12 protein-coding genes are annotated in these 14,150 nt (G+C 59.2%); 9 read left to right on the forward strand and 3 right to left on the reverse strand.

The genetic code is table 11. The annotated features are described in order from the left end of the window. Window positions 1-19 precede the first annotated feature (19 nt). The gene (locus ATY79_RS25505; RefSeq protein WP_088705282.1) at window positions 20-1,312 is read left to right on the forward strand and encodes a tetratricopeptide repeat protein; all 1,293 of its coding nucleotides are present in this window, start codon (window positions 20-22) and stop codon (window positions 1,310-1,312) included. A 36-nt stretch (window positions 1,313-1,348) separates the two neighbouring features. Here the strand turns inward: ATY79_RS25505 and ATY79_RS25510 are convergent, their stop codons facing one another. Continuing rightward, a complete protein-coding gene (locus ATY79_RS25510; protein WP_245312452.1) occupies window positions 1,349-2,215 on the reverse strand; it encodes a hypothetical protein in 867 nt (288 codons plus the stop codon). Between the two features lie 419 nt (window positions 2,216-2,634). Between ATY79_RS25510 and ATY79_RS25515 the strand changes: the two genes are divergently transcribed. The 8 genes from ATY79_RS25515 to ATY79_RS25550 all read left to right on the forward strand — a co-directional run bounded on the left by ATY79_RS25515 (window position 2,635) and on the right by ATY79_RS25550 (window position 11,130). Beyond that, window positions 2,635-3,006, forward strand: a complete 372-nt coding sequence (locus ATY79_RS25515) for a hypothetical protein (RefSeq protein WP_088705283.1) — start codon at window positions 2,635-2,637, stop codon at window positions 3,004-3,006. Between the two features lie 641 nt (window positions 3,007-3,647). Further along, window positions 3,648-4,685: a LacI family DNA-binding transcriptional regulator gene (locus ATY79_RS25520; RefSeq protein WP_088705284.1), complete on the forward strand. Its 1,038-nt coding sequence runs from the start codon at window positions 3,648-3,650 to the stop codon at window positions 4,683-4,685. Between the two features lie 295 nt (window positions 4,686-4,980). Then, complete coding sequence (locus ATY79_RS25525; protein ID WP_088705419.1) at window positions 4,981-6,015, forward strand: Gfo/Idh/MocA family oxidoreductase; 1,035 nt, start codon at window positions 4,981-4,983, stop codon at window positions 6,013-6,015. An 11-nt stretch (window positions 6,016-6,026) separates the two neighbouring features. Next, window positions 6,027-6,932, forward strand: a complete 906-nt coding sequence (locus ATY79_RS25530) for a sugar phosphate isomerase/epimerase (RefSeq protein WP_088705285.1) — start codon at window positions 6,027-6,029, stop codon at window positions 6,930-6,932. 61 nt (window positions 6,933-6,993) lie between these two features. After that, window positions 6,994-8,226, forward strand: a complete 1,233-nt coding sequence (locus tag ATY79_RS25535; protein ID WP_088705286.1) for a sugar ABC transporter substrate-binding protein — start codon at window positions 6,994-6,996, stop codon at window positions 8,224-8,226. A gap of 110 nt (window positions 8,227-8,336) precedes the next feature. Then, window positions 8,337-9,239 (forward strand): sugar ABC transporter permease, encoded by a 903-nt coding sequence (locus tag ATY79_RS25540; protein WP_088693981.1) that lies wholly within the window; start codon window positions 8,337-8,339, stop codon window positions 9,237-9,239. Next, the gene (locus ATY79_RS25545; protein WP_088705287.1) at window positions 9,236-10,063 is read left to right on the forward strand and encodes a carbohydrate ABC transporter permease; all 828 of its coding nucleotides are present in this window, start codon (window positions 9,236-9,238) and stop codon (window positions 10,061-10,063) included. The genes ATY79_RS25540 and ATY79_RS25545 overlap by 4 nt, the downstream gene beginning before the upstream one ends. Next, window positions 10,060-11,130, forward strand: a complete 1,071-nt coding sequence (locus ATY79_RS25550) for an ABC transporter ATP-binding protein (protein WP_088705288.1) — start codon at window positions 10,060-10,062, stop codon at window positions 11,128-11,130. The genes ATY79_RS25545 and ATY79_RS25550 overlap by 4 nt, the downstream gene beginning before the upstream one ends. Before the next feature lie 39 nt (window positions 11,131-11,169). On the opposite strand, the gene ATY79_RS25555 is transcribed toward ATY79_RS25550, so the two are convergent. After that, on the reverse strand, window positions 11,170-12,201 hold the full coding sequence (locus tag ATY79_RS25555) for an aldo/keto reductase (RefSeq protein ID WP_088705289.1): 1,032 nt from the start codon (window positions 12,199-12,201) through the stop codon (window positions 11,170-11,172). A gap of 50 nt (window positions 12,202-12,251) precedes the next feature. Next, window positions 12,252-14,150, reverse strand: a complete 1,899-nt coding sequence (locus ATY79_RS25560) for an ABC transporter ATP-binding protein (protein WP_088705290.1) — start codon at window positions 14,148-14,150, stop codon at window positions 12,252-12,254.

Here is a 14,150-nt window from a genome sequence, read left to right on the forward strand (position 1 = left end):
CAATACGGGAGTAGGAGTCATGAAGGCCATCCTACGCATATCGCTGACCGCTCTGATGACAACGGCAACGATAATGACCGCTGAGGCGGCGAAGATCGCAAAACCGACGCCGCGACCCGTGATCGAAACATACGCGAATTGGGAAGAACTGCGGATCGCAAAGCGCTGGCCCGAGGTCGATGCGGCGGTCAAGCTGCCCTTGCCCAAGCGCCTGTTGATCGCCACAGCGGCGTTGACCGCACCCGACCGAAGGCTGCGCGATCCCAACTACGGCTTCGCTCTTCTGCTGGCTGGTCCAACGTCAAGAGACGCCACACGGCTTCTCGCCAAAGGCGTTCTCATGAACGACTATGTCTTTGGGGAGAGGACGCCTGCCGTCCTGCGCTCACTTGCGGCAGAGGCGATGCGAGGGTGCAAGAGCTGTGTGGCGGCCTACGGATTGATTCAGTACGCCGGGCTGGATGTCCCACAAAATGACGCGGTTGCCTACAAATGGTACCGATGGGCAGCCGTTGTCGGAAACGCCAAGGGTATCGAGGCGACGTCGCTTGCTCTCGCCGAAGGTCGTGGTACCCGCAAGAACCTCCCCGAGGCGAAGAAATGGGCCGCTCGCCTTGAGCCGGCGCGGCGAGCAAAGCTCTATACCGAGATAGCCAAGCGCATCGTGCTCAGCAAGACGCCCGAGGATGTGGCGGCAAGCTCCGAGTTGCTGTTGCAGTCGATGGCGCTCAATCCGCTGGACGCAGGCAGGCCCGCGAAACAATTGCTCAATCTCGACTACCCGCAGTCCACACAAGACGAAGCAATGGCCGCCATCCGGGCGCAGGGGCGTGCAGCCGACCCAAATGCACTCAAGATCATGGCGCAGGTCTTGTGGAAGAGGGATGGGCCGGAGGCCGTCAACGAGGCGATTTCGATATTCCAGACCCTGGCGGAACGCGGCAATGCCGATGCCATCGATTACCTCTCAAAGGCTCTCGCGCGCTCAGATGTAGACAAGAGCAGGAAGGATCTGATCGTCGCAAGTCTCCAATCGGCTGCAGCCAGCGGATACGTGTCCGCATCAAAGGTACTGGGCAATGCCTACTATTACGGGACCGGCGTTACCGCCTCGCTTGAAGCAGCGCAGACCTATCGCGAAAGCGCAGCCAAACAGAATGATCCGGAGGCCCAATACCTATTGGGCATGATGATGCTTCAGTCGACCGACAAACCGCAGGATGAGGTCACCGGTCGGCAATGGTTGGAGAAGTCGGCGGCGGGTGGATATCCGCTGGCGCGCGCCGCGCTCGAAAAGCTGTCGTCCAACTGAGCCCGGATATGCCCGGCTACCCGCCGAAAGCAACGCTCAGCAGCCAGCTAGCGGCTCGAGTTGAACCTTGCCCTTCTTCTTTTGCCTTTTTTCGGCATTGCTCTGTGAGGTGTTGCCACACACCTTTCCTTGCGGCCCACGTTCTGCGCGCACGACCGCTACACCGACCTTGCGAAACGTATTGCCGTAAACATCGTTGTTGATGCCATCCTTGTCGCTGTCCCCGCCGAGGCGCACCCCCGCCCCGCGCACGTTGCTGACTGTGTTGTAGCGGAAAACGTTGTTGCTACCGCGAGAATCGAAGCCACCGGAGTTCTTGTCCTTCTGACCGGAGCATTGATTATGCTCGACGACATTGCGGCTTGATCCTTCCTTGATATCCACGCACTCGTTGCCTTTGGTGTCGATGATATTGTGATGAACATGGTTGGCATCCGAGGCATCGACAGATCGGTCCGGAGCCCCGTGGGTGCCCCGCTGCTCCGGGGCGGTACCGATGTAGATGCCCTCGCCATTCTTACCGCCGTCTCCGAAGGCGAAGTCATAACGTCCACAATTGCTGATCTGCGAATAGGCAATCTCGTTGCGGCGCGTCTGGTAGCGAAGCCTGATGCACTCGCCCCCGGCATTCTTGACGGACATGCTCAATATCCGCAGGCCTGTTACGCCATCCCCACGCGTCTTGCCGATCACGTAGATCAGCTTGTCGCGGTAGCTCCCCTTGGTATTGCCAGCGCCGAACTTGCCGTCCACGGTGAAGCCGCGCAGTTGCGTATAGTCGTGGTTGATTTCGATCACGCGCGGCGCACCGGCTCCCTTGACGATTGCCGACTGCGGACCGGTGATCACGATCGGCCTTCCGGGCTTGCCGTTTCGGACCGTCTTGAAATCTTGATAGTACACCCCAGGTCTCAGCCGGATGACGTCACCGGGCTCTGCTCTGTTAAGAGCAGCCTGGATACTTTGCGGTGGCGACGAAGAAACATCAATTGTGGCCGCGAAACTCGCACTGGCGAACGCCGCGCAACTGCAGAAAACCGATAAGCGAGCCATAAGAAGAGACGCCAAGGATCCGTGAGTCATTGTGAACCTCTTCGCAATCTTCAAAGGATCCAACTGGCAATGGAATCAGTGCTTCTCCATGACACGGCAAATAAATGCGCATTTCCCTTAATGTATATTAAGAATTTCTCACGCGACTGTGGCAAATCATTGATGAAGAACCGAATCCAATCTCGATTTCTTCTTGTAACCAGAAAAAATCTTGTCGATCAACATGAGCTAATATAGCTTTATATTCGCGATGATGAAGGATCTGGACCATGTTGAGACTATTCCTCGTTGCCTCCGCCCTGCTGTCATTATCCGTGCTCAGCGTTTTCGCCGACAGCCCCTGGTACCGAATTGTTCCGGTACCAAATGCGCCCGGCTGTAAGGTTCTTGCCGACGCTGGCGGCCGGCCTATTCAACAGCATTACGAAAAAGGCGGCGCGCGCATCTATGCCATCGGTGGCAAGGCATGCCCGGAAAAATTCCCGGGAAACAACTATGCTACGATTTCGACTGCGCGTTCGATTACGACCGACGGAAATTTCGCGCGCATCACAACCAAGACACGCAAGCTGGTGGTCACCCGCGGAGGGACGGGCAACAACTATACGTTTGCAATAAACAGGCTCGATGTACCGAGATAGCCGCGACCGGCAGGACCGATATCACCACGGCTTGCGCATTTTTTTGTGGCAACACCCCGCCGAGCGTTGCGGCGAGGTCTATTAAGTTGTCCACATAACAGTGGATCTTCTGTGAAGCGAGAACTGTTGGGACCGCATACAACAACACTTTGACGTGCACATTTGAGCGTGTACTACAAAATGCGGCCAGGATCCTGAGCCCGCCGATCGTAAATTCAAAAAAATACCTACAAGGGCATGACACCGACGGGGCCATTCACCTTCGCTTGGCGCGGGAACGCCCAAGTCCGGGACAGACTTGTCATACCGACCCCGCGGACACCCGCACTTTGAAGCGTTCCCGGGACCTGCCGAGCTGTGGGGCGTCAACTTCATTAACGCCGTACATCCGTCGCCCCGATGGGCTGGCCCAGGCTGGTCTTTTGCAATTGTTGCAGCTGTTGTCGCCGTTGCGCGACGCGTGACTTGCCGATGCCATGGCGAAATAGCCGCCGCCGGCGCCTTCACTGCAATTGCCGCGCTGTCCACCTTCGCCTTGGCGGCGAATTAAGAAGAGGCGGCATCAACGACGCTTTCCGGAAACGTTTTAGTATGGCAGATAGGAAGGCAAGGCGTTCAATCCGGGAGGAAGATTGCCGCAGATGAAGGGAATTCGCCAACTCGCCAAACATCTCGACATTTCGATCGGGACGGTTTCACGCGCGCTGAACGGCAGGCCGGACGTCAATGAAGAGACCCGCAAGCGCGTTCTGGCCGCGGCCGAAGAACTGGGCTATGTGGCGAACCAGTCCGGACGCAGTCTCCGTCAGGGAACGACAAACGTCATCGGCCTGATGATCGAATCCAGCAAGGAAACGGTCGAAAACAGCGATAACTTCTTCCTTGGTGTCACCGGCGGCCTCCAGAGTGTACTTTCCCGTCACAAGCTTGACCTTTTGATGCTGCCATGCCCGAATGACGAAGACCCCCACGAGTATTTGAAGCGGATGGTTGCGCGGCGGATCGTCGATGCGATGATCATTTCGGCCACCCAACGGGTCGACAAGCGTATCGACCTTCTGGTCAAGGCCAAGATCCCTTTCGTCGCGCTCGGGCGCAGCACGTCCGGCGGCAACCATACCTGGATCGACCTTGATTTCGAGGGCGTCGCGGCCTGTGCTGTCGACCGCCTCGTGTCGAAGGGGCATCGCCGTATCGCGATCGCTGCGCCATCCAACGACATCAATCTGGGCTATATCTTTGTCGACGCTTATCGCCGGGCGCTCGAGCGGCACGGCATTGCTTATGATCCGTCGCTCGTCATTCGCGTCAAATCGAGCGAGCAGGGCGGCTATCAGGCCGGTCATGAAATGCTGCGGCTCGACAGCAAACCGACCGCGATCATCCTGATCTATGAGCTCATGGCGATCGGCCTTTATCGCCGTCTCAACGAGGCAGGCATTGTTCCTGGCCGGGATCTCGCTGTCATCGGCTTTCGCGAGGAGCCACGCGGCAAGTTCCTGCAACCATCGCTGACCTGTTTTCGCATGTCGCTGCGCGATCTCGGTGTCGAGCTTGCCGAAACCTTGCTGGCGACAATGCCGGCCTATGCCGAGCACTATCCCAAAGGCGCACGCAATACGATCTGGCCACTCGAACTGGCCCCCGGCGAGAGTGATGCTTTTTCGCTGAACGTCTAGCCAGGAGAGCGCTTCGTTCTTTTTTTACCTCGAGATGCAGGCTCGCTGAGCGATCAGCTATCGCCTGTCTCTACCCGGAATGTGCTCGGCTATCGCGACAGGGATTTTGCAGGAGATTTTTCATGCTGCAGTGCGATAGGAATATGCCTAACGCCCGGCATTCGCAGGTGTTTTTCGCAGCATTTTGTTCCAGTTCGGCCACTATTGACAGCAGGAAACGTTTCCGCTTAGTATCGTAAACGTTTACGAGATGCGTTTCGGGAGGAAAACCAGAAACGATCCACCGGAGGAAATCGTGATTTTGAATGCCGTTCTATGCGGGTGCGGAGCCATGTCCAAAGGCTGGTTGCGCGCCATCAAGGAAACCCCGGCTCTTGCAGCCGCCATCGAGGTCAAGGGCCTTGTCGATGTCAATCCGGCGGCGGCCGGCGCACTCGCTGCCGAGTTTGGCCTTGAGGGCGCGGTGATCGGAACCGATCTCGCCGACGTCATCGCCAGATCCAAGGCCGACATCGTGTTCGACGTCGTTATCCCAGCGGCCCGTTTCAACGTCGTCTCCACTGCGTTGAACGCCGGTTGCCACGTTCTCAGCGAAAAGCCGATGGCGACCTCGCTTGCCGAAGGGGCCGCGCTGATCGATCTCGCTGCCGAGACCGGCAAGATCCACGCCATCATCCAGAACCGTCGCTTCATCTCCGGCGTGCGCCGGATGCGCCGCTTCGTCGAGGGCGGAGCGATTGGCGAGCTGACCGCCATCCATTGCGACTTCTTCCTCGGCCCGCATTTCGGCGGTTTTCGCGAGGAAATGGACAATGTTCTGTTGCTCGACATGGCAATCCATACCTTCGACGCCGCCCGCTACGTCGCCGACAAGAAGCCGCTTGCGGTCTATTGCATCGAGCGCAATCCGAAGGGCTCCTGGTACAAGCATGGCGCCTGCGCCAATGCTACCTTCGAATTCGCCGATGACGTCATCTTCACCTATCGTGGCTCGTGGTGCGCGGAAGGCGAGCGCACGAGCTGGGAAAGCGAGTGGCGTCTCGTCGGTTCCAAGGGCATGCTGACCTGGGATGGAGCCGATACGTTCAACGCAGCGGTTGCCGGCAATCAGCCCGGCCTGCTGCATGGCTTTACGCCTGTAACCGTTCCCGAGCCCGCGCACGAGGAAGAAACGCACGGTCATGCAAGCGTCATTGCAAGCTTCGTCGAGGCGATCATGACAGGCAAGCGGCCAGAAACGGCGAGCGCAGACAACATCAGAAGCCTCGCCATGGTCTTCGGCGCGATCGAAAGCGCCAGGACCGGCAAGCGCATTGAAATTTCAGCATAAGGATTAATGACGTGAGCAACCCCGCCAAGTCCATTCGTATCGGTACCATGGTCAGCGCCTCCAAGGGCGACGCCGACAAGCGCATCGGCCAGATTGCCGATATGGGTTTCGAAAGCTTCGAACCCTTCTTCTGGCAGACGACCAACGGCCAGAACCTGGCCGAACTCGGCAAGCGCTGCGTTGACGCGATCGGTGATCGCGACATCACGATCTCGACGCTTGGCATGTTCGGTAATCCGCTGGAAACGACCGAGATCGACCTGCAGACGCTCAAGGGCTGGAAGGACTGCATCGACAATGCGCACCATTTTGGCGCGACCTGCATTGCCGGCTTTACCGGTCGCATTCGCAACAAGCCGCTGACAGAAAGCCTGCCACGCTACAAGGAAATCTGGAGCGAGCTGTCAAAGCGCGCCGCCGACAAGGGCGTCAAGATCGCCTTCGAAAACTGCGCCATGGACGGCAACTGGGCGACCGGCGACTGGAACATCGCGCACAACCCCGATGCCTGGGAACTGATCTTCAACGAAACCCCCGACGATCATATCGGCCTTGAGTGGGAGCCCTGCCACCAGATGGTCTATCTGATCGAGCCGCTGCCGCAGATCCGCAAGTGGGCCAAGAAGATTTTCCACGTGCACGGCAAGGACGCGACGATCCGCTGGGACGTCATCAAGGAGCACGGCATTTTCGGCAAGGAGAAGTTCGTCTTCATGCGCACCCCGGGCTTTGGCGACAGCAACTGGACCGACATCATTTCGGAACTGCGCCTTGCCGGCTGGTCCGGTTCGATCGACATCGAAGGCTGGCATGACCCGGTCTATCGCGACGCGCTGGAAATGACCGGCCAGGTCTATGCGCTCAACCATCTCAAGCATGCCCGGGGCGGCGATTTCGTCGTCGATCCGGCCGGATGAATCGTGGCCGGCGAGGAGGCATCGCCGGCTTCCGACAGGATAACCACAAAGGAGGAGAACTATGGCTATCCGCAAGTTTGCAATGATCGGCGCCCTGGCGCTTGCAGGCGCTTCTCTCTTCGGCCTTGCCGCCAAGGCCGAAGATGTCACCTTGACCCTCTGGTCGCTGGACAAGGATATCCAGCCGGCACCAAACCTCATCAAGGAATTCAACGCACAGAACAACGGCATCAAGATCGAGTATCGTCTGATCCAGTTTGATGACGTCGTCACCGAAGCGATGCGCGCCTATGCGACAGGTCAGGCTCCCGACATCATCGCGGTCGACAATCCCGAGCATGCGATGTTCGCCTCGCGCGGCGCCTTCCTCGATATTTCCGACATGATCAAGAAATCATCGGTCATCAAGCCGGAAAGCTACTTCCCTGGTCCGCTGAAGTCGGTCGAATGGGACGGCAAATACTACGGCGTGCCAAAGGCAACCAACACGATCGCGCTCTACTACAACAAGGATATGTTCAAGGCGAAGGGCCTCGACCCGAACAAGCCGCCGCAGACCTGGGATGAGCTCGTCGAGGACGCGCGCAAGCTGACCGACCCGGCCAAGAATGTCTATGGTCTGGCCTTCTCCGCCAAGGCAAACGAGGAGGGCACCTTCCAGTTCCTTCCCTGGGCCCAGATGGGAGGCGGCGGCTACCAGAACATCAATGCCGAAGGCGCAGTCAAGGCGCTTGAGACCTGGAAGACGATCATGGACGAGAAGCTTGCTTCTCCCGACACGCTGACGCGCGGCCAGTGGGATTCGACCGGTACCTTCAATTCCGGCAATGCCGCCATGGCGATCTCCGGTCCCTGGGAACTCGATCGCATGATGAAGGAAGCGAAGTTCGACTGGGGCGTTGCCCTGCTTCCGGTTCCGAAGGAAGGGGCCGAACGCTCTTCGGCCATGGGCGACTTCAACTGGGCTATCTTCTCCAGCACGAAGCACCCGGCAGAAGCCTTCAAGGCACTCGAGTACTTCGCCTCCCAGGACGACAAGATGTTCAAGAACTACGGCCAGCTTCCGGCCCGTTCCGACATCACCATCCCGGAAACCGGCGAAAAGCTCAAGGATGAGGCGCTCAAGGTCTTCATCGAGCAACTGAAATATGCCAAGCCGCGCGGCCCGAACCCGCAATGGCCGAAGATCTCAAAGGCGATTCAGGACGCCATCCAGGCTGCCCTGACCGGTCAGATGAGCCCGAAGGATGCGCTCGATCAGGCTGCCGACAAGATCAAGGCAGTACTCGGCTAATCACTGCGCGTAACCGGATGGCTTTCGGGCCATCCCTACCATTTCCTCCCGGCAGGGGCTGTCTTGCAGCGCGAGCTTAAGGCAGCCCCGTTCGGAGTATCGGAGGATCGATGAAACGGATTTTCTCAAGCGTCAGGGACGGCCGCGGCTTCGACATCACGCTCGTCGCCCTTCCACTGGCGTTCCTGTTTTTGATGGCGGGACTGCCGCTCATCTACAATGTGGTGATGAGCTTCCAGGAGGTTGACATGTTCAGCCTCGGAACCTTCTCGCGTCCCTTCGTCGGTTTCAAGAACTATACCGATCTCTTTGCCCAGCCGGAGACCTGGCCGATCCTCGGCAATACCGTGATCTTCGTCATCGGCTCGATCGCCGGGCAGTTTCTGATCGGTTTCGGTCTCGCCTTGTTCTTCTGGGTCAATTTCCCCGGCGCCTCGTGGCTGCGCGGCCTGTTCCTCGTTTCCTGGGTCATGCCCGGGCTCGTCGTCGGCGCGATCTGGAACTGGATCCTCTCGGGCGATTTCGGTGTCCTCAACTTCATCCTGAAGGAGAGCGGCATCATCGGCGGCAACATCTTCTGGCGCTCCGATCCACACTTTTCGCTCTATGCTGTCATCATCGCCAATGTCTGGTTGGGGACTGCCTTCAACATGATCTTGCTGTCGGTCGGCCTGTCGGGCATCCCCGGCGACCTCTATGAGGCCGCTGAACTTGATGGCGCCAACGCCTGGCAACGCTTCTGGACGATCACGCTGCCGATGATGCGTTCCACGATCGGCGCAATCATCGCGCTTGGCCTGATCTTCACGCTGCAGCAGTTCGACCTCTTTGCCGCAATCACCTCGGGCGGTCCGAACAACTCATCCAACGTCACGCAATACTGGGCCTGGGATTTGTCCTTCCGCCAGTATGATTTCGCCAAGGGCGCGACCATTTCCGTCATCATGATCATCTTCGTCATGTTCGCATCGGTCGTTTATGTCCGCTCCACACGCCATGAGGTGCGCGGATGAGTGAGACGACACGCAACCGCCTTATGCTGGTGATCGCCATCGTCATGGCGGCGATCTACCTGTTCCCGCTCTACTGGATGTACATCACGGCCCTTAAGGGCGGATCGGAGATGTTTGCGACGCCGCCGAGCTTCTGGCCGGGCGATCCGCAATGGGGCACCTTCGGCTATGTCTGGGAAAGCCGCGGCATGGGCCGGTATCTCTGGAATTCGCTGGTCATCGCCGTCGGAGCCGTCACGTTGATCACCGTCCTCGGCGTCGGCTGCGCCTATGTTCTGGCGCGCTACCGCAACGTCTGGGTGGATGTCGGCCTCTTCCTGATCCTGATGCTGCAGGTGCTGCCGGCATCGCTGATGGTGACGCCGATCTTCGTTGGCTTCTCGCAATTTGGCATGCTCAACTATCCGCGCCTTGCCGTCATCATTGCGATTGCCGCCAAAAGCATGCCCTTCTTCGTCGTTCTGGTGCGCGCCACCTTCATGGCGGTACCGATGGAACTCGAGGAGGCCGCGCTTGTCGATGGCAACAGCCGCGTCGGTGCCTTCTTCAACATCGTGTTGCCACTTGCCCGCAACGGCATTCTGATCAGCGCCATCCTGATCTTCATGCAGGCTTTCGGCGAATTCGTCTATTCGAAGTCGATGATCCAGGCGGTCGATCTTCAGCCGGCGAGCGTCGGTCTCAACTCCTTCATGGGACCGAACACCAACGAGTGGAACAACATCATGGCCTATGCGACGATGTATGTGACGCCGATCCTTGCCATCTTTGTTCTCTTGCAGCGCCGCATCGTATCCGGCCTCACCTCTGGAGCCCTCAAATGACCAATCAGATCGAGCTCAGCGGCGTCAACAAGCACTACGGCGCATTCCATGCGCTGAAGAATATCAATCTGTCGATCGCAAAAGGCACGTTCGTCGCGCTCGTCGGTCCGTCCGGCTGCGGCAAGTCCACCCTGCTTCGTTCGCTCGCGGGCCTTGAAAGCATTTCCGAAGGCGAATTGAAGATCGCCGGTGAACTGATGAACAACGTGCCGCCGCGCAAGCGCGACGTCGCCATGGTTTTCCAGTCATATGCGCTTTATCCGCACATGACTGTCGAGGAGAACCTGACATACAGCCTGCGCATTCGCGGTGTCGCCAAGGCTGACGCCAGGAAAGCCGCCGAAGAGGTTGCGGCGACCACAGGCCTGTCGCATCTCTTGAAGCGTTATCCGCGCGAGCTTTCAGGTGGCCAACGCCAGCGTGTCGCGATGAGCCGCGCCATCATCCGCCATCCGAAAGCATTCCTGTTCGACGAGCCGCTCTCCAACCTTGATGCGGCACTGCGTGTTCACATGCGCAAGGAAATCCGCGCGCTTCATGATCGCCTGGGTGCTACGTCCGTCTATGTCACCCACGACCAGATCGAGGCAATGACGATGGCCGATCATGTTGTCGTCATGCGCGACGGTGTGATCGAGCAGCAGGGCAAGCCGCTCGATCTCTACGACAAGCCTGCCAACAAGTTCGTTGCAGGCTTCATCGGCTCTCCCGCCATGAACTTCGTCCCGGCTGTTGTCAGCGAAGACGGCAAGAGCCTGACGGTTAATCTCGGCAGCGTGAAGCACAAGATCGCGATCGACCACCAGATTCAACCGGGCAGCAAGGTGACTGCCGGAATTCGCCCCGAGCATATCGGCGTAACGGCGCCGGGGCAGGGCACGTTCGATGTGCCGGTGGCAGTGGTGGAATCGACCGGCTCATCCACCTTCGTCACGGCAGAGACGACACCCGAGCTGACGATCGTCGAGACGGGCCGCGGAACCGCACGGGCTGGCGAGGCGATCGGCGTGATCATCGATCCGTCACAGCTGCATCTTTTCGACGAGACAAGCGGCGTGCGTCTCTGATCAATAGGGCGGCCGGAAATCCGGCCGCCCTATTGATCCCTATCGTCCGCCTTCGATCTTGCGATGCCGCTGGTTGGTGCCGCCGGCGCCGTAAGGGTAGTCGGCCACTTGCGGCTGGCTGACGTCGTTCAACGTCGCCATCTCGTCTTCGGAAAGCGAGAGCCTTGCCGCAGCGAGATTGTCCGCGAGCTGCTCGCTCGTTCGCGCTCCAAGAATGACCGACGTCACGGCAGGTCGTGCCGCCGTCCAGGCAAGTGCCACCTGCGCCATCGTGACGCCACGGGCCCTGGCGATGGCTTCCACCGTCTCGATGATCGCCCATGTCCGTTCCTGCGCATTTCGTTGCGCATACGATTCCATACCGCGGCTCGGGTTCTCCCCGAGCCGGGTAGCACCCGCCGGCATGCGGTCGCGCTGATACTTGCCCGTCAGCCAACCGCCACCCAGCGGTGACCATGGCAACAGGCCCATGCCGGCATCCTGGCATGCAGCGACGATCTCCAGTTCGATGTCGCGTACCAGCAAATTATATTGCGGCTGCAGCGTTACTGGCCGACTGTAGCCGCGCGCCTTGGCGACCTCGACAGCCTTGGCGATCTGCCATCCGACATAGTTGGAAAAGCCGTAATAGGCGATCTTGCCGGCAGAGACGGCATCATCGAGAAAGCGCAGCGTCTCCTCGATCGGTGTCAGCGCGTCCCAGGCATGCATCTGATAAAGATCGATATGCTCGACGCCGAGCCGCGCAAGCGAGGCGTCGAGCGCCTGATTCAAGTGGCGGCGCGAAAGGCCGATGTCGTTCGGACCAGGCCCCATCGGGAACCTTCCCTTGGTCGCGATCACGGCCTGCTTTGCTTCGGTCGGGCGCGCCTTGAGCCAGCGTCCGATGATCTCTTCGGACGTGCCGGCACTATAGACGTCGGCGGTGTCGATGAAGTTTCCGCCCCAGGCAAAATAATCGTCGAGCAGCTTGTGCGATGCAGCTTCGTCGGCTTCCGCACCGAATGTCATGGTGCCAAGGCAGTAAGCGGTCACAACTGCCCCGCTATGGCCAAGCTTGCGGTAATCCATGGAAGATCCTCCTCTTCGAATAGTGGCGGTGGTGCTTGGAAGGCTGGATTTTAAGTCGCTGAACCGTTCGCCGTCGTTTCTTCGAGTACGGCGTCCGGAATGTCGTCGAAGGACGCGTAGTTCAGGTTATAGAGCCGCGAATAGAGCTTGCGGTTCTTCATCAGCTGCTGGTGGTTGCCGCTCTCGATCAGCTCACCGTTCTGCAGGACGATGATGCGATCGGCCTCTCTGATGGTGGCTAGACGATGGGCGATGACCAGCCCGGTGCGGTTTTCAAGCAACTTGACGAGCGCCTTCTGGATCAGCATCTCCGTATAGCTGTCGATATTGGCGGTTGCCTCGTCGAGCACGAGGATCTTCGCGTCGGCGACCAGCGCGCGGGCGAAGCTCAAAAGCTGGCGCTGGCCGAGCGACAGATTGCCTCCGCGCTCGCCAAGCATGCTGTCGTAGCCCTGTGGCAGGCGCATGATGAAGTCATGAGCGCCGACGGCCCTTGCCGCGTCGATGACCCGTTCGCGGGTCGCTTCCGTCTTATGATAGCGGATGTTCTCGAAAACCGTGCCTGTGAACAGGAAAGGCTCCTGAAGGACCATGGCGATCTGGTTGCCGAGCGAATCCTGTGTCAGCTCGCGCACATCGTGCCCGCCGACCAGGACTTGTCCCTGCTGCACATCATAAAAACGGTGGATGAGCGACATGCAGCTTGACTTGCCGGAGCCCGTCGGCCCGACAAGGGCGACCGTTTCGCCGGGGTTCACCTTGAAGCTCACATGCTTCAAAACCGGGTGCTGGGGATGATAGCCGAAGACCACATCGCGAAACTCCACCGAGCCATCCATATCGGCGGAAAGCTCCTTCGCATTCGGCGCGTCCCTGATCTCGACGGGGACGTCGAGAACCTCTGTCAGCCGCTGACCGGAGGCCATGGCGCGCTGCATCACCGAATATTGCAGCGTCAGCGAGCGGATTGGATCGAAGAAGCGCTGGATGTAAAACAGGAAGGCGACGAGCACGCCGACGTCGAGGGCCTGGTTGAGGACGCGTGCACCACCCACGACAATGACAAGCGCCATGGCAACGCCGGTCAAGGAGTCCACGATTGGCACCATCACCTGGGCGTAGCGCGCTGCGGTCAGGTGCGTCTTCAGGTTTGCCTTGGCCTTGTCGTCATAGAGCATGAAGTTGACGCCCTGGCGGTCCATGCTCTGGACGGCGCGCACACCATGAATGGCTTCGGCCAATGCGCCGTTGGCCACCGAGTTGGTCTCGTGCGCCGCCATGAAGGACTTGCGGGCCAGCGGCAGCCAGAAGAGACGGACGACAAACAGGATCGGCAAGACCGAGAGCGTCAGAAGACCGAGCTTGAAGTCGAGACAGAGCATGACGAAGACGATACCAAACAGCAGCGCGATATCACCAACCGACAGGACCGAGGTTTCCAGAAACTCCTGCATTGAATTGACGTCACCCTGCAGACGCGACATGAGACGCCCGACCTCGGTCTTGTCCATGAAGGAGAGCGACACGCGCTGCAGGTGCGAAAACATCGCCCTGCGAATGTCGAAAAGGACCTCCTCCGCGACGTTGCCCACCAGCGTTTCCTGCCAGTAGCTGGCGCAGTAGTTAATCACGATCGCGACGAGAAAGGCGATCATCGCCCATGTCAGCGCTGAATGACGTCCGCCCGGCTGCATGCCGTGATCGATCGCGTAACGGATGATCAGCGGGATCAGCAGTTGCATGGCCGTGAACGTCAAAACCGCAGCCACCGACAATAGAACCTGCCGGCGATAGGGCTTCACGAACGCCCAGATGCGCTTGATGATATTGCCGTCGAAGGCCTTGCCGAACATCTCCTCCTCGACGCGGTGGGAGCCGACGACCGCGCGTGGTGGCCGGCGTCCATCCTCGCGAACGTCGGAGCGTTCGGTTTCCAGTTCCTCGGCCAT

It is taken from the genome of Rhizobium sp. R693 (genome assembly GCF_002211315.1).
Lineage (GTDB): Bacteria > Pseudomonadota > Alphaproteobacteria > Rhizobiales > Rhizobiaceae > Rhizobium.